Raw genomic sequence first — 16443 nt, 5'->3', positions numbered from 1 at the left:
CCCACCTGCCATGTCTCGCCGGTATCGTCACGCATAGTCAGCCATATTCTGTCAGGCTTGCTTAAGCGCGGACCGTTTGCCCTGGCAAGGACCAGAGAGCGTGTCTTAACAGACCAGACCGCTCCGCGCTGATCTCGCGTCACGCTGGCGGGTTTAGTGTAACATGGCCTCTGGCATCTGTAAATGGCTATCGCCTCTCGTCAGGCGCGAGGAGGCCTCCGATAACGTTCAGAGGCGGCTCTAAGCGCGCATCGCCGTAATAAGCTGAGCAAAAGATGAGAGAAGGCGAACCCTGATCATCTTCAAACAGCATTGAACAAAGATGGCGATCCTGTTATACTACCACCATAGAAAAGGAGAAGCGTCGCGTCTGCGATTGCCAAAAAGATTGCAATACGCATGGAAAGGAGGGGCGGCATTCTGCACCTCGCAGCCAGGAGCGATCCTGGTAGGGGTTCTGCCGCAACGTTTTCATGAAGGTCTACACGGCAGAACAGATTCGCAATGTAGCGCTGATCTCGCATGTAGGAGCGGGCAAGACGTCGCTGGTGGATGCCGCGCTCTACGACAGCGGAGCTGTGACCAGGCAGGGCAAGGTGGATGAGCGGACGTCGGCGGTTGATTACGACCCGGAGGAGTTGAAGCGAGGCATGTCCCTCCACGCCAAGCCGGTGCCAGTGGAATGGCGGGGTCAGAAGCTGAATCTGATCGATACGCCGGGTTACCCTGACTTCGTCGGTGAAGTGAAAGCAGCGTTGCGCGTGGCCGACGCCGCCTTGATCGTGACAACAGCAGAGAAAGGGGTCGAGGTCGGCACCGAACTCACCTGGCAGTACGCAGATGAGCGCAAGCTGCCGCGCATGATCCTGGTCAACAAGCTGGATCGTGAGAATACCTCGTTCGAGCAGACGCTGGAGGCACTGCGCACGCGCTTCGGTCTCAAGGTGGTTCCTCTTCAAATCCCTATCGGAAGCCAGTCGAGCTTCAAGGGAGTGGTCGATCTGGTCTCTCGCCGCGGCTTCACCTTTGAGGGCGGCAACAAGGTGCAAGAGATTGCTATCCCCGCCGACCTTCAGGATCAGGTCAACGCTTTCCGCGAGCAGCTGATTGAATCCGCTGTAGAGAACGATGAGGCCCTGATGGATAAGTTCCTCGAAGGCGAGGAGCTGAGTGAGGAGGAGCTGCGCACGCTCGTGCGCCGGGGTACGGTGAGCGGCGAATTGGTGCCCGTGGTGTGCGCGTCCGCGCTAAGGAACATCGGGGTGCAGACCGCACTTGATGCGCTTCTCGACTACTTGCCGAGCGCCGCTGAGGCTCTGCCCGATGAGGTTCGTTCCCTGGGCGAGACGCTGGCGCTCTTTGTCTTTAAGACCGCCGCTGCTCAGGTCGGTACGATCTCGCTCTTCCGCGTCTACAGCGGAACGCTGAAGGCTGATAGCCATGTCTTTAATGTGCAAACGCATGCCGAGGAGCGTATCGGCCAGTTAATCATTCCGCGCGGCAAGGCTCAGGAGAACGCGACCGAGATCGCCGCCGGCGACATCGGTGGTGTGGCTAAGCTGACCAATACCCATACGGGCGATACGCTGGTGGGGAGCAAAGAGGTCACCACAGCGCTGGAGCCAATCCAGTTCCCCCAGCCGTGCTTTACGGTGGCTGTCTTCCCCAAGAGCAAGGCTGATCTCGATAAGATGAGCAATGCTTTGACACGCCTGGTGGAAGAAGATCGCACGCTCCACGTGTCGCGCGATCCAGAGACGGGCGAGACACGCATCTCAGGTATGGGTGAAACGCATATCCAGGTCGCGGTTGAGATGATTAAGCGACGCTTTGGCATCGACCTGGAGGTGCGCGATATCCACATTGCCTATCGCGAAACTATTCGTAAGAAAGCGCGCGCCAATGGACGCCATAAACGACAGACAGGCGGTCATGGCCAGTTTGGCGATGTCTGGTTGGAGATTGAACCGCTGCCCATTGGGGGCCCCGACACCTTCATTTTCGAGGATCGCATTGTGGGTGGCGTCGTTCCAAGTCAGTTTGTGCCCGGCGTTGAGAAGGGCGTGCGCGAGTCTCTGAAGCGCGGCTTCATCTCCGGTAATCCGATGGTGTATGTCAAGGTGGCCCTGGTTGACGGCAAGTACCACCCAGTCGATTCCTCTGCCCAGTCATTTGAGATTGCTGCCTCGATCTGTATGCAGGAAGCTGTTCCCCAGGCCAGCCCGACGATCCTGGAGCCGGTGATGAATGTGACGGTGATCGTGCCTGAGCAGACGATGGGCGATGTGATGAGCGATATCAATACGAAGCGCGGGCGGGTGTTGGGCATGGAACCCCTCGGCAACGGGATGCAGAAAATCATCGCTCAGGTTCCGCAGGCGGAAATGCTCCACTATGCGACAGATCTACGCTCTCTCACTCAGGGCCGCGGGACCTTTACGATGGAGTTCTATCAGTACGAGGAGGTTCCTCCTCAGATTCAGCAGGAGTTGATTGCCCGTTATAAGAAGGAGAAGGGCGAGTCTGCCTGAATCTCTCTGCCTGTAAGATCAGTGCCCGTCGAGCTGACAGAGCGGGGGCCATCTTGTCACGGCAACATAGGGCGGTCTGCCTGGAGGCCCTTGACTGGTCCGCTGTGACAGGATGGTAGCCCTGCTTTCTTTGCTTTTGGCCCTGGCGCTGGCAGCCGTTCATCTTGTTTCCTTCCGCTACGTTCACCAACACTGCTGGCGCTGCCTGAGGCGCGGAGCAGTTTGCTGGTCGGGAGCAGGCCAAGGCTGGTCGGTAGCCTGCTACGCCCGGCCTCCAGGGCCGGCCTCGGTGATTGTGTAGCGCTAGCTGCGCTGTGTTCATCGATCCTCTTTTACTTGACAGGCATTTGCTATCTACCTGGTTTGCAATGGTGCGCTGGTGCGCTTTCTCCCTCTTGCAGCAAGGTAGCAGAACGCGAGCGTTTGGCCTAAGCGGCTTACCCGCGAAGAAGGAAGCTCTGCGGACTTGACAGCGGACACCAGGATACGTACAATTCCAGAGACAACGAACAGTTCGTGTTCCTTTTTAAGGATGAGAGCAGGGGGCCTGCACCAGAGCTCAGTGAGGTGGCCGTATGCCTTCCAGACCGGTTTTCTCTGCGCCTTCGCTTGCGGAGGTGCTCAAGCAGCTCAGGATCTACCGGCCCAGCGGTCTGCTAACCATTCAGCGAGCACGGGGCGCGCCGCCCGAAGAGGTTTATATCACGGTTGAGCGGGGACAGCCAACGCTGGTTGTCTGGAATCGTCAGCAGCAGGAGGCTAGCGAGGCCGTGCTGGCCTGGTTGAATTCATGGGGTGAAATTCGTTTTACCTTTCAATCTGCCGAGCCACTTTTGCAGCTTCCAGCGCCGGGCCAGCCGGAGCTACAGGAAGGTGCTCCCGCGGGCGAGGGCACGCGGCGACCAACCTGGCCACCTCTCTCGCTCCAGAGTGGACCTTTGCCCGCCGTCGGAGGTCGGAGTAGTGGCCGTCAGACAATCTCGCTGCAGGGTCAGCCCGCTGGCCCGGCTCAGCCATCCGGCCAGGTTCGGGGGCAAGGTCCCCATCAAGGCCCTGCTCACGCCCCGGGCCCGGGGCGTCCTCAAAATGGGCGTCTGACCCCCCGCTTCGGCGATTCGCTCGTGTTGCCAGCTATTAAGCCTACCCAGCCGCCTGGTCCACTGCCGCCGGAAACCGTCGTGCCCAGCCTGACCGCTCGCGGTAAAGAATACGCCGCGACCGCTGTTCCGCGCTATGATCGGATCGTTTTCCTCCTCATCAATGGTCGGCGTACGCTCGGTGACCTGGCGCAGCTTACTCGGCGCACACCTGCCGAGGTGTATGCCTCGTTACAGCGTCTGCAGGAACAGGGGTTGATCCAGCTCACGCTGCCGCCCACTAATGGGCATGGCCCTTCTTCCTCGCGACGCTAATTCAGAAAGCTGCGGTCTGGATGAGTCTGCAGATGGGCATTCCGTCGCAGCACCTGCTGGGCAAAGGGAACCTCTCGTTTTAAGATGTCGTTCTCCTCTGCCAGGCGCTGGCGCGTCGAGGTCAGCTCCAGCAGGTGCTGTTTCTGCTCATCTTGCATATCGAGCAGATAGGCGATGAGATAGGAGAGTTCCTCTGGATCGCCTGGGAGATGCTCTTTGATCTCCTGGCGATTGTGCGTCTCTAGCAGGATCTCCAGGTAGCTGCTGAAGAGGTCAAGCGCGCGCTCGGCGTAGGGTCGCACCAGGCCCGCAGGCTCCTGCCTATCGCGATAGGTCTCAACCAGGCCCTCAAGATAGGGCTGCTGGTGCTTCAGTTGGAGAATACGAAAGCGCTCGGTGCCTATAGCGATGAGATTGTAGCGGCCATCTTCCAGACGCTCGCTTTGTTGAATTTCAGCCAGCGTTCCTACGCTGTAGGGCACTTCCTGGAGATGACGGCTCTCGGGACGCATCAGCACGATGCCAAAGGGAATCTTTTCCTCAAGACAGCGGGCTATCATCAGGCGATAGCGCCGCTCAAAGATATGCAGTGGGACTACGGCGGTCGGGAAGAGCACTAACTGTAACGGGAAGAGCGGAACCTCAATGATTCTCTCCACGGGATTCTCTCCTTAGTTAGCCCAAAAGCTCCCCTGTCTGGTCTTCAGTGTAGCTGGCTGGCTGGCTAAGCGCTTCCGCCAGGCACGGCAGCAGGCGCGGCCCGCCAGTCTGAGCGCCCGGCTTTCGGGACGCCCCGCCGGCTGACAGCAGCGGACCGACCAGGTTCACGGTTCAGGTCAGCTCTCAGCAGGGCTTTCCCACCTGTTGAAGCCTGATTGAGTAAGGTTAGCGGCTGGTCTGGCTGGCTTACCTGGCCTCCCTCTGTCCTGCCAGGCTGGGGTGCACCTGGCAGGAGCCTTTCAGCTTCAGCTCGCTTGAGTTGCATGGAGATGGGGATGACAGTGAGCATGATCGGGCCAGTGTCGGTGCTCGTGGCTATGCATGACCCCTGGCGGCGGTAGCTCCTCGGGCGCATGGCTATGGGTGCCGTCGAGATGATAGGGATGATCATGTCCGTACCAGCGCTGAGCCGGATTGCAGTGCGCCACTAGCAGGCTCTGCCCGTGATGCCAGCGTGCGCGAAAGACATCGTAGTTTTTCTTACTCTTCGTTCGTCGCTCCTCCTCGGTCAGACTATACCATTCGCGATGAGGATGCCTGATGACGCGTGTCGCTACCTCGGGACAGACGACTACGCGATAACCAGCGGCTTTGAAGAAAAAGCTGTAGTAGACGTCAGCTAGGCGATAGAAGCGGAACTTCTCATTGAGCCATCCCACCTCGTTGAGCAGGGCCCGGCGAAAAGCAAACAGGTATCCTTCAATGGCGTCAACTTCGGGGCCGCTCTCTTCCCGGAACTCGCGCAGGTCCTCCGTGACCAGGCCAAAGGGGCCAGTGACTCCTACCTGCGGATCAGCTAGCGTGTGCTCCAGCGGCGTCCAGATATCGCCGCACAGCTCAAGAGAGGTATCTAGCCAGACAATGATCGCCCCCTGACTGGCGCGCATGGTCGCATTGCGTCCCGCGGCGAAGCCTAAGTTATGGTCGGCGAAGAGGACACGTAGAGCAATCTTTTCGCCATTGGCCCCAGTCAATGCTGCACACCTGGCCAGTTCGCGCAGGTAGGGGAGCGTCTCATCAGTTGAGCCATTCTCGATGACGATCACTTCCAGACTGCGCCCGTTGGCATGGCGACAGATACTGCTGAGGCAGCGCTCAAGGTCCGCCCGGTTATTGCGTGCGAGCAGATTCAGTGAGAAAGCATAGCGCGAGGGCTGTTGTGTGGCATCAGGAGCATCTTGCCAGCGCGACAGGACAGGGAACTCTTCGCTGAGGCGGCGCGCTTGTATCAGCGTGCCTGTGGGTAGATCGCTCAGCTTCCAGCCATGCTGGAGCAAGCGGAGACGCAAGGCATCGGCACGCTCATAGGCGCCTTGCTGGCGCAGCTTCTCTCGTTCACGGACGACTGCCACCAGCTCAGCCGGCAAAACGTGCTGGGAGTGTTCTGGCATACGCCGCTGGCGCGCTTGCTCGCTCAGGAGATAAGATTTGAGGTTGAAGCCCAGCACGCGATCGAAGTCGAGCAGGAGCTGTAGCTTGAGAGTGGCGTCTAACTCGGGAGCATGTAGCATAGCGCGGAGCACAGCCATCGCCCGCGGAATGTTGAGGTCGTTCTCTAGTTCACGACGAAAAGCTAATCGCCACGGCTGCTGTTCGTCCTCTACTGGCTGGAGCGCGCGCTCCTGGTTCGCCCGTAGCCATAAATCATAGGCTCGCTCGCGCAGGCGCTCTAGCGCGATCTGCGCCGCTTCCAGAGCGCGAAAAGTGAAATTGAGGCGGCTGCGGTAGAGGGCCGTGGTGTAGAGGTAGCGCAGAGCCAGTGGATCAAAGCCGCGGGCCTCGATCTCGGCAAGCGTGTAGTCGTTGCTCACCGACTTGGCCATCTTTTGGCCATCAGCCAGCAGATGCTGGGCGTGAACCCAGTAGTTCACAAAGGGCTGGCCGCTATAGGCTTCACTCTGGGCGATCTCATCCTCGTGATGGGGAAAAATATTGTCGACCCCCCCTGTATGAATGTCGAAGTGCGGCCCCAAATACTTCATAGACATGGCTGAACATTCAATGTGCCAGCCGGGGAAGCCGCGCCCCCACGGGCTATCCCAGGCCATATCTCGCCCAGGCTCGGCGGGCTTCCAGAGCGGGAAATCCTCGGGATGCCGCCGATCAGCATCGCTGCCCTCGTGAATGCCAATCTGCATATGCTCTAACAGATTGCGCGAGAGCTTACCGTAGCCTGGGAAGCGCTGAATATCAAAGTAGACGTAGCCATGCACTTCATAGGCAAAACCTTTACGCAGGAGTTCCTCGATGATGTGGATCATATCGGGGACATGTTCGCTGGCCCGCGGAAAGACATGGGCGGGTAGAATATTGAGCCTGGCCTCGTCACGATGGAAGGCTTCGGTGTAAAAGCGCGCAATCTCAGCCGAGGTCTTCCCTTCCTTACGAGCCTGAGCCTGAATTTTGTCCTCACCGCGGTCCAGCAGCTCATGACGCATATGTCCGACATCGGTGATGTTCTTGACATGGAAGACCTCGAAGCCGAGATACTCCAGGGTGCGGCGCAGCCAGTCGGCCATTGTGAAAGTGCGTAGATTCCCAATGTGGATATAGCGATAGACGGTTGGGCCGCAGGAGTACATCCTAATCTTGCCCGGCTCCAATGGCACGATTTCTTCGACGCGCCGCGTGAGTGTATTGTAGATTCTCATTGCCTCGTCACGCTCCCAGCATGCATCACAGAGAACGACAACGAACGAACGGCCTCAGAGGCTCCCTCTGCAGGCCACGATGCGAGCGCTCGTGAGGCCTGGCTCAGCAGCCGTCACATCTTGCACCGCGACACATCTTAACCGCCCCACCCATGCTCACCTTGCTCCTCATGGAAGCATTATATTCCCGGCCCAGGGCCCGCGACCAGGCGAGGAGGCAGGTAGTTCCGTCGGCCCGCGACGGGTTGTCGCCCTCCTCCTCACCAGTTATTGGGCGCCTGGCTAGCTCCTCTGGCTCAGGCTGTCATCTCTTTCACTATCTGCTGTACCTTGGCGCCCGGGGCCTTGCCTTTCAGTTCGCGGGCAGCCAGGGGCATGACTTTGCGGAAATCACGCCCTTGCTCTTCGATGAGGCGCGCCACCACAGCCCGAATGTCGTCATCGCTGAGCTGAACAGCTTGTAGATAGGCTTGCAGGATGGACTTTTCGCGCTGGGCCTTCTCTACCAGATCGCTGCGTCCCCCTTTCTCATACAGAGGAATAGCCTGATCACGCATCTTGATTTCGCGCTCTATCACCTGATAGCAGTCGGCCTCAGTGAGCGGCTTGCCATATTCAGGATGTTTACGATCGGTCCGGGCGACCTCCAGATTGTGGATCGCTCCTAGCGCCATACGCAGTGTATCCATCTTGAGCTGATCTCTTGCCCTCTGAGCATCCTGAATATCTTTTCGAATTTGCTTTTCGATGGGAAACTCTTCGCGTGTTTGTGCCATGTTACATATTCCTCCTATACTCTCAGCGATTCCTGGGGCAATCTCCAGTATAGCCTTTGATGCCAGTTCTGTCGAGCCAGCACCGGTGAGCCTCAGCCGAGGCCGGCGCAGCCAGCCAGGCGGCTCTTGCAAGCCAGTGCTTCAGATGGCTTGCGCTCTCTCTCCTTCTCCTCAGAAGAGGCGCTGGCCACTCAGCAGCAGACCTTGAGCTAGCAGATGCTCGCGACCAACAGGGCTGGCCGCCATAATGGCCTCGCCGATCTGCCGCAGTGGTACCTCTCCTGCAGGCAGCCGCAGGCGTAGGAGAAAAGCTGCTTGCGGCATGCCAGGCCACGGATCGCGCTGCCAGAACGAGGCATGACGCAGAAAAGGCTGCTCTGCAAGCAACTCCAGCAGGGCCATTACCTCATACCTTAAAGTACTATACGAAAGATCACCGGCAGAGAAGAAGAGCGAGAGCGTCTGTGTCCCCAACTCTGGCGCCACACCACTGAGCAGATCATCGCCGAGTTGATAGACAAGATGGTAGGTAAGCGCTCCGACTGCCACGGCGGGTAAGTCAGCCATTGCCGGCGGCTCGTTTTCCGCCCCTGGCGCTTGATCGGCGCGCAAGGCGGCGGGCCATTCTGCAATGAATTGATTGAGCACATCGAAGGCGAAGGACCCGCGGAGGAGAAACCACAGCTCATAGAGCTGATGCTCAGGCAGCCCGCGGCGCCAGTGTTCCCAGCTAGCTCTACCGGCCTGTACTGCTCTCGCCAGATCAGAGGCTAGCGGCCCCGGCCCCAGCTCGGGAGCAGTGCAGCTCACGAGGGCCGGCCCTTCAAGAGTGAACAGACTCACTGTGCCCAGGCGCGCTGCGAAGTGACGCAGATCGCGCTGCAGAGCTGCCGAAGCTTGCAGCGGCTCAAGCGCGGGGGCGAGAAAGCCCTGTCGCTGAAGCCGCTGCGCCGCCTCCTCTGCATAGCGCGTACACTGCTCCTCAGTCCACTGTTGCAAGCGCGCAGCCACAGTGGCGCAGCGCTCCCGCAGTGCAACAAGGCGCGGTAAGAGCTCGGTCTCAGCATTTCGCACTAGCAAGCGGACACAAAGATGGAGGATCGGCACATCCAATCCCAGGGCGCGATAGATGTCCATGCGCTTTCCTCGCTTTCCCTAATCATAATCGACAATGACAAGAGCAGCCCATGCCGGCAGCGCCATCATCATACCAGCCGGGCGGCCTTTCCGGGCCTTCTAGCGCGCACGCGCACCGACCCCACCATCCTATAGGGCCGGTGCCAGCAAAGGCGGGCTGTGAACGCGAGCGACCGTCTAGCTAGCGAGCGACCATGAGGCTATAATAGAAATATCCGCCTCTTTTCTGGCAGTCTCTTGCATCTGGAAAGGTCTTCCCACTCATGTCTAGCACGACATCCTTTTCTCCGCGCCCAGAGCAGCAAAGTATTCGCGTCGGAGCCCTGATCGCCCTTTTCTTAGGCCCGGCCTTTGTTTTCGCCAACATGTACACGACTCAGGCGATCCTGCCTGTTCTCAGTCGGGTCTTTCGGGTTGACGCTCCCACAGCGGGTCTTACCATCTCGATTATCGTCCTAGCGGTCGCAGTCGGCTCGCTTTTCTATGGACCGCTCTCTGACCGCATCGGACGCAAAATCGTCATGGTAGGCAGCAGCCTGCTCATCACCGTTCCCACGCTGCTATGTGCCTTTGCTCCGAATTTTCCCATCCTGCTTGCTTTGCGCGCCTTGCAGGGGTTACTGATGCCAGGATTGACCAGCGTGGCCATTTCCTACGTCAACGAAGAATTTCGCGGCTATGAGCGCGGCCTGGCAATGGGCGTCTATGTCAGCGGCCAAACCCTGGGTGGCCTCTTTGCCCGCCTGGGCAGCGCCGCCCTGACCGCTGCTACCAACTGGCAGGTTGCCCTTTTCTCCTTTAGCCTGCCGACCCTGATCGCCGCCCTGGCCATGTGGCGTTTTCTACCTGACACCCAGGGACAGCCGGTTTTTCAGCATTCTCGCCTCCTAGAGGATCGCCGTCTTCTAAAGGCGCTCTCAGACCACGCCAGCGAGGAGCCAGGGGGCAATGCCCTGCGTCAGTCGCTCAGCGATATCTGGTTACACTTGCACAACCGGCATCTTGTCGGCGCCTTCATTATCGGCTTCACCCTGTTCTTCGGCTTTGTTGGCACATTTACCTATTTACCCTACTATCTCAGTGGACCTCACTTCGGCCTCTCAACGGTTCAGCTTGGCCTGGTGTACTTACTCTGGCTGACTGGCCTCTGCTCCCCCATTGCAGGCAGTCTGGCCGGACGCGTCGGCTCACGGAGCGCTATCGCTGTCAGCATGAGCGTCGCCGGTTGCGGTCTCCTGATCACGCTCATCCCACAGCTGCCACTGGTCATTACGGGCCTTGGTCTGCTGGCTCTTGGCATGTTTTGCACTATTCCCGCCGTCAATCTCTACCTCGGCGAGCAAGCCCATAAGGCCAAAGGGACAGCAGCCTCGCTCTACCTCTCCTGCTACTACTTCGGCGGCAGTCTGGGCGCGGTCCTGCCCGGCGTCGCACTCTTGCACGGCGGCTGGCCTGGTGTTGCCCTGCTCTGCCTCGGCGCCATGCTGATCGCCATCGCCAGCGATCTCATTCTTTGCTGAGCGGTCTGGCAGATCCCAAGACGCTGCCAGCAAGCAGCCAGTAGCGCAGGCCTTTCCCTACCGGGCGAGCCACCTCGTGGGATACAATAAAGGGGAAAGTACCCGTTGAGAACACGAAGGAGTGTGAATAATCATGACCATAACCGCAGAGCACGTCTTGGAGCGTGCGCGGACCCCCTTTAGAAATGAGCCGCTCACAGATTTCTCGCGTCCCGAGAACCGACGCGCCCAAGAAGAAGCCCTGGCCCAGGTGCGCAGCGAGCTAGGCCGTACCTACCCGCTGATCATCGCCGGCCAGCATATTCAGAACAGCGAAACGTTTGCCTCGGTCAATCCGGCCCAACCTGACCAGGTTATCGGCTATTTCTCGAAGGCTACGCTAGAACAGGTTGACCAGGCCGTACGTGCCGCCGCCGAGGCTTTCGAGCAGTGGAAGCGTGTTCCCGCCCATGAGCGCGCTAACTATCTCTTTGCCGCCGCTGATCGCCTGCGTGAACGTCGCTTTCTCTTCAACGCCTGGATGATCTATGAGGTGGCCAAGAGCTGGACCGAGGCCGATGCCGACACTGCCGAGGCCATCGATTTCCTGGAGTTCTATGCGCGTGAAATGCTGCGCCTGGCCGAAGAACAGCCGCTTGTTCGCATTCCCGACGAGGATAACGAGCTTGTCTACATTCCGCTCGGCGTTGGCGCAGTCATTCCACCGTGGAACTTCCCTGGCGCCATCATGGTCGGCATGACCAGCGCCTCCTTTGTGGCTGGCAATACCGTGGTACTCAAGCCATCGAGCGCCTCGCCCACTATTGCCGCCCAGTTCGTGCGCATCCTTGAAGAGATCGGCCTGCCGGCTGGCGTGGTCAACTTTTTGAGCGGACCCGGCTCCAGCATCGGCGACGCGCTTGTCGCTCACCCCTTGACCCGCTTCATCGCTTTCACCGGCTCACGCGATGTCGGTCTGCGCATCAACGAGCTGGCCGCCAAGACACAGCCTGGTCAGCGCTGGATCAAGCGCACCATTCTCGAAATGGGCGGTAAAGATGCCATCATCGTTGATGAGACCGCAGATCTGGAGGCAGCCGCCACCGGCATCGTCGTTTCGGCCTTCGGCTTCCAAGGCCAGAAATGCTCAGCCTGCTCGCGCGCCATCGTTGTCGAGAGCGTCTATGATCAGGTCCTGCAAAAGGTCGTAGAGAAGGCCAAACAGCTTAGCGTCGGCGACGTCACGCAACCTGAGACCTTCATGGGGCCTGTCATCGACCAAAATGCCTTTAACAAAATTACCAGCTATATTGAGATCGGCAAGCAGGAAGGGCGGCTTGTCCTCGGCGGAGGGCACCACGGTCCCGGCTACTTTATCGAGCCGACCATCTTCGCCGACGTTGATCCTCACGCCCGCATTGCCCAGGAGGAGATCTTTGGGCCTGTTTTGGCCTTTATCCGGGCCAAGGACTTTAGCGACGCCCTGCGCATCGCCAACGATACAGAGTACGGCCTCACCGGCTCAGTCTACACCCGCGACCCGGCGCGCATCCAGCGGGCCAAAGAGGAATTCCACGTTGGCAACCTCTACTTTAACCGCAAGTGCACAGGGGCCTTGGTCGGTGTCCATCCCTTCGGGGGCTTTAACATGTCAGGCACGGACTCCAAAGCCGGAGGCCGCGACTACCTCCTGCTCTTTACCCAGGCAAAAGCGATCTCGGTCAAGAAGCTCTAGCGCCCCAACCGAGCGAGTAAGCAAAAGCGAGCCAGCTTGTTGCCGCAGTGCTACCCAGCCGCGCGGCACGAGAGAGGTGTATTGCGTGTCTGCAAACTTTCAACCTGTTGTTCGCCTACGGAAAGAAAGGCCGGGGACATGGCAGATCTCTCTGCCGTTCCTCGGCGAACACGGGATCATCGGCACCTATCTCATCACAGATGAGCGCCAGACAGCTCTTATTGATCCCGGGCCAACCAGCACTGTGACAGCCTTGCTGAGCGAACTGCGCGAGGCGGGCTTTGATCCCGAGGCTATTACACATATTCTGCTCACCCATATTCACCTGGACCATGCCGGGGCCACGGGCACCCTGACCCGTCTGCTACCGCAAGCTCAGGTCTACGTCCATAGTCGGGGCGCACCGCACCTGGTCGACCCCTCGAAAGTCATCGCCAGCGCCAGCCGCATCTATGGTGAGCAGATGCCCACGCTGTGGGGCGAAGTCGAGGCCGTGCCTGCCGAGCGCGTTCACAGCCTTGAAGATGGGGAGGTGCTCAACGTCGCTGGGCGTCGGCTAGAGGTCCACTATACCCCGGGGCACGCCGTTCATCATGTCATTTTCTTCGACGTCCACTCTGGGGAACTCTTCGCCGGAGACGCCGCCGGCGTCCGCCTTCAGGACGTCGATTACGTGCGCCCGCCGACCCCACCTCCCGATCTCGATCTGGAAGCCTGGTTCGAGAGCCTGAGCCGCATGAGCCGCCTGCGACCTGATGTGCTCTACCTGGGCCACTTTGGACCCACGCGCGATGTTACGCGCCACATCGCTAACCTGCGCGAACGCCTCATCGCCTGGGGCGAGATCGTCTTACAGGCTATGCGCGAGGGGAAAAGCGAGGAGGAGATTCGCGAGCGGCTCATCGCTGAGACTCAGCCAGAGCTGGAGCGCCTTGCGCGTGATCCGCAGGCCGTCAGACGCTACGATCTGGCGACAAACTATCCGATGACGGTTCAGGGTTACATGCGCTATTGGCAAAAGAAACACCCCGAGCGGCTCCAGGGAGGCCCGCTCAGCTAGGAGAGGCGAGGACAAGGCCAAAGGAAACGGCATCACGCCGCTGCAGCCCGGCCCGGCTTCGGCCCGGTCTCATTCGCGCCGGGTTGCAGCGGCGTGGCCTGGCTTCCTCCCTCTGCCAGGCTTAGCTAGCCACCATTCAGGAGCAGACGGTTATCGACCTGAAAGACCCCCAGGCTGACAAGAGCTGGCGCGATGTCCCCCAAGGCGCGAATAATCAGCTTATGAGCCTCCACCTCGCCGACAATGGGAGAGCAGAAATATTGGCAGATAGCAATCAGGGCCGAGAACCCCTCCAGCAAGTCTTCACGCGGCATACGGTCAAGGTGGGACTTATCCATCACATAGAGATAGCCATTGGGGGAGATTTTCAGGCCAGAGAAGGCCGGGAAAGCAGCGGAACAATCGTCAATGATGTCGCGCAGGACATTCATAGCCTCCTTTGGCCCGACCAGTTGGGCCACAGCTAGCGAGACTCGCCGGGTAGCCTCTACCAGCAATTGCCACTCCCAGGGCGAGATCAGCTGATTGACCTTGGTGCGGGCCACCACCTGGCCCTCCACAATCTGCGGACGCGGCTGGGCCACAGGCGGCGGCGTGGATGTGCCCGGAGCCGGCCCTGAACGCGGTACCGTTCCAGAGCTGTAACGCGCCTGCAAATGCGAGAGCCAGCGCTCAAAGCGCTGCTCATGGGCAGGTGTCACATTCTCACTCTGGACCATCACGCCGCGCTCAAAGCGCAAGGTGGCACGTGTCCAGCTCTGCAAATCCGCCAGTACGGCATCGACCGCGCCCCGCGTCCCGATCACATGCACCAGCCTGCCATTCCGAAAATAGAGATGAGCCAGCCCCAGGCGCGTATTGTTCCGCACGGTTAGCCGCCCAAAGGCGCGCAGGCGCTTAATACTGCTGATAATACTGGGCAGGTCAGCTAAGGAACCCTGCCACTGTGCATTGGAAGACATAGTACAACGCCGTTCTCCGAAACTGCCCTAACGATGGACAGGCCATCATCAGTGTTCGGGTGCTGCCCCCCACGAGCGGGAGACAGTGCCACGTGCGGGTCACTTACTCACTCAGCCATTCCTCCCCCACCTCTTCCCCCAGCCTTCCCCTCTTGCTCGCTCATCTGCCCCTCCCCACGTTAGCGCTTCCCCACCCACTGTAGGCCAGCGGCTCTCGTCCAAGCATCTTCCAGACAGGCTGACCCACTGGCTGGATCGATCGCTTGACCCCAAAGCGCTCGGAGTGCCCTGCTCCATCAGCAACCCAGAGCAGCCTACGGTCACCGCGCGGTCTCGGTCTGGGCCCTGCCCATACCCCACAGACGAGCGGGCGAGCGAGCCTGCTCTCTCCGCACGCGAGCGCTCAGCCGGCAAGCGCAGTCATAAGGCGCCGAGTGCCAGACCTATTCTAACGTATACTGGACTACCGGTCAAGCTATGCGCGCTTCTGCCTGTCAGTACCACTTCCCACCTTTCTCCCCTTATATTCATAGACATTGTGTTCACTTTTGCTACTCATACCGCTATAATAGCAGCAGGATGGTTTAGTAGAGCAAAGGAGGCTACATGAACTTTTCACAGCAATTTCTCCGCCGTCAGAGCAGGCGTCGCGCCCTCAAGCGGCTTGGAGCCTTCGCCTTTGGCCTCGGTGCCAGCGCAGGCCTGGGAGCGCGAGCGCTGACCGCCAGCGGGCCAGCCGTGGCTCGCTCAGCGGCCCCAGCCCCGGCGGAGAACCCGCTGAAACATATTCTCATCCTCTGTCAAGAAAACCGCTCCTTTGATACCTACTTTGGCTACTACGAGCGAGCTGGGCGCTTCGCCGTACCGGCCAACTATAGTCAGCCGGGCGGAGCCGGCAAACCAGCCGTCAAGCCCTATCACTTCAGCAGCTACACCACCCGAGATATTCCCCACAACTGGCAGGCTCTCCATGCCGAATGGAACGGCGGCAAGATGGACGGCTTCGTGACCACCGACGGCCTGGAAGCCCTGGGTTACTACACGCGCAACGACCTCCCTTACTACTACGCTCTGGCTGACGCTTTCACCCTCTGTGGCAACTACTTTTGCTACCAGCTTGGGCCCACGCTGCCGAATCGCCTCGCGCTTTGGAGCGGCACCTGCGGCGGCATCACCAATAACCGGCCCGGACCAGGCTCGCTGGACTGGCCAACCATCGCCGATCTGCTCGATCAGTACGGTATCAGTTGGCAAAGCTACAACCTCAATAGCCACAGCCGGCAACATATTGGCAGTCCTAACGGCTTCAACGGCCTGGCCTATTTCAAGCGCTGGATCAAGGATGCACGGCTCTACGGGAGCGAAGATGACTACTATCAGGCCCTGGCCAATGGCACTCTTCCCCACGTTGCCTTTCTCATTACCAGTGGCGAGGTCAGCGAGCACCCCCCTAGCAATGTGCGTGCAGGGGAGAAGAAAGTCGCCCAGATGATTAACGCGCTCATCGCCTCGCGCTACTGGAGCAAGGCGGCCTTTATCCTGACCTACGATGAGAACGGCGGCTACTTCGATCATATCGCCCCGCCGCAACTGGACGCCTACGGCCTCGGCATGCGCGTGCCCACGTTGATTATCTCGCCTTGGGTCAAGCGCGGCCACGTCGCTGGCCAGCTCTACGAACATAGCTCCGTGCTCAAATTCATCGAACGCACCTTCGGGCTCCCGCCGCTGGCGAGTCTCAACCATCAATTTGACGAAGAGACGCCCGCCGCCAATAACGAGGCCGCCGCCGGACGCAGCGCGGGACCGCCCGCTCCGCCACGCGACGGGTTGGCTCAGATCGGCGACCTCTACGAGGTCTTTGACTTTAGCCAGGACCCCCACTACTATCCCCCCCTTCCCCCGGCGCCGTGACGTCCACGGCTGCCACTTGACCTTGCGGGGTGAGCAGGGAAGCGCA

The 16443-nt window shown here is 59.7% G+C and carries 11 protein-coding genes; 6 read left to right on the top strand and 5 right to left on the bottom strand.

What is annotated here, in order from left to right; translation table 11 throughout:
• The first annotated feature begins 473 nt into the window (after positions 1-473).
• Together fusA and AC6H1L_RS18990 are read left to right on the top strand one after the other, a co-directional pair.
• Positions 474-2531 (top strand): elongation factor G, encoded by a 2058-nt coding sequence (fusA, locus tag AC6H1L_RS18995; RefSeq protein WP_497599024.1) that lies wholly within the window; start codon positions 474-476, stop codon positions 2529-2531.
• 575 nt (positions 2532-3106) lie between these two features.
• Positions 3107-3943: a hypothetical protein gene (locus AC6H1L_RS18990; RefSeq protein ID WP_497599023.1), complete on the top strand. Its 837-nt coding sequence runs from the start codon at positions 3107-3109 to the stop codon at positions 3941-3943.
• Here AC6H1L_RS18990 and AC6H1L_RS18985 read toward each other — a convergent pair.
• The 4 genes from AC6H1L_RS18985 to AC6H1L_RS18970 all read right to left on the bottom strand — a co-directional run bounded on the left by AC6H1L_RS18985 (position 3940) and on the right by AC6H1L_RS18970 (position 9227).
• On the bottom strand, positions 3940-4602 hold the full coding sequence (locus AC6H1L_RS18985) for an LON peptidase substrate-binding domain-containing protein (RefSeq protein ID WP_497599022.1): 663 nt from the start codon (positions 4600-4602) through the stop codon (positions 3940-3942). The two genes, AC6H1L_RS18990 and AC6H1L_RS18985, sit on opposite strands and share 4 nt — an antisense overlap.
• Positions 4603-4908: 306 nt before the next feature.
• Complete coding sequence (gene cysS / locus AC6H1L_RS18980) at positions 4909-7314, bottom strand: cysteine--tRNA ligase (protein WP_497599021.1); 2406 nt, start codon at positions 7312-7314, stop codon at positions 4909-4911.
• A gap of 296 nt (positions 7315-7610) precedes the next feature.
• Positions 7611-8090, bottom strand: coding sequence for a GatB/YqeY domain-containing protein (locus tag AC6H1L_RS18975; RefSeq protein ID WP_497599020.1), 480 nt, complete (start codon positions 8088-8090; stop codon positions 7611-7613).
• 171 nt (positions 8091-8261) lie between these two features.
• Entirely contained in the window at positions 8262-9227 is a 966-nt protein-coding gene (locus tag AC6H1L_RS18970) for a hypothetical protein (RefSeq protein ID WP_497599019.1), read from the bottom strand.
• A 263-nt stretch (positions 9228-9490) separates the two neighbouring features.
• Between AC6H1L_RS18970 and AC6H1L_RS18965 the strand changes: the two genes are divergently transcribed.
• The 3 genes from AC6H1L_RS18965 to AC6H1L_RS18955 all read left to right on the top strand — a co-directional run bounded on the left by AC6H1L_RS18965 (position 9491) and on the right by AC6H1L_RS18955 (position 13521).
• Positions 9491-10747 (top strand): MFS transporter, encoded by a 1257-nt coding sequence (locus AC6H1L_RS18965; RefSeq protein WP_497599018.1) that lies wholly within the window; start codon positions 9491-9493, stop codon positions 10745-10747.
• Between the two features lie 133 nt (positions 10748-10880).
• Complete coding sequence (gene pruA / locus AC6H1L_RS18960; protein WP_497599017.1) at positions 10881-12461, top strand: L-glutamate gamma-semialdehyde dehydrogenase; 1581 nt, start codon at positions 10881-10883, stop codon at positions 12459-12461.
• Positions 12462-12546: 85 nt separating this feature from the next.
• Positions 12547-13521 carry an MBL fold metallo-hydrolase gene (locus AC6H1L_RS18955; RefSeq protein WP_497599016.1) on the top strand — a complete coding sequence of 325 codons (975 nt, stop codon included), beginning with the start codon at positions 12547-12549 and terminating at the stop codon, positions 13519-13521.
• 125 nt (positions 13522-13646) lie between these two features.
• Here the strand turns inward: AC6H1L_RS18955 and AC6H1L_RS18950 are convergent, their stop codons facing one another.
• Positions 13647-14483, bottom strand: a complete 837-nt coding sequence (locus AC6H1L_RS18950) for a DUF4388 domain-containing protein (RefSeq protein ID WP_497599015.1) — start codon at positions 14481-14483, stop codon at positions 13647-13649.
• Positions 14484-15089: 606 nt separating this feature from the next.
• Between AC6H1L_RS18950 and AC6H1L_RS18945 the strand changes: the two genes are divergently transcribed.
• Entirely contained in the window at positions 15090-16397 is a 1308-nt protein-coding gene (locus AC6H1L_RS18945; protein ID WP_497599014.1) for a phospholipase C, read from the top strand.
• Positions 16398-16443 lie beyond the last annotated feature (46 nt).

Source organism: Thermogemmatispora argillosa, from assembly GCF_059696725.1.
Note: the sequence above shows the minus strand (reverse complement) of the source record. Positions and strands in the feature narration are given on the sequence as shown.

Bases quoted from the DNA above. Each gene is read 5' to 3' on its own strand.
- fusA (WP_497599024.1), top strand. From the start codon at position 474: ATGAAGGTCTACACGGCAGAACAGATTCGCAATGTAGCGCTGATCTCG.
- AC6H1L_RS18950 (WP_497599015.1), bottom strand. From the start codon at position 14,483: ATGTCTTCCAATGCACAGTGGCAGGGTTCCTTAGCTGACCTGCCCAGT.
- pruA (WP_497599017.1), top strand. From the start codon at position 10,881: ATGACCATAACCGCAGAGCACGTCTTGGAGCGTGCGCGGACCCCCTTT.
- AC6H1L_RS18965 (WP_497599018.1), top strand. From the start codon at position 9,491: ATGTCTAGCACGACATCCTTTTCTCCGCGCCCAGAGCAGCAAAGTATT.
- AC6H1L_RS18945 (WP_497599014.1), top strand. From the start codon at position 15,090: ATGAACTTTTCACAGCAATTTCTCCGCCGTCAGAGCAGGCGTCGCGCC.
- AC6H1L_RS18975 (WP_497599020.1), bottom strand. From the start codon at position 8,090: ATGGCACAAACACGCGAAGAGTTTCCCATCGAAAAGCAAATTCGAAAA.
- cysS (WP_497599021.1), bottom strand. From the start codon at position 7,314: ATGAGAATCTACAATACACTCACGCGGCGCGTCGAAGAAATCGTGCCA.
- AC6H1L_RS18990 (WP_497599023.1), top strand. From the start codon at position 3,107: ATGCCTTCCAGACCGGTTTTCTCTGCGCCTTCGCTTGCGGAGGTGCTC.
- AC6H1L_RS18970 (WP_497599019.1), bottom strand. From the start codon at position 9,227: ATGGACATCTATCGCGCCCTGGGATTGGATGTGCCGATCCTCCATCTT.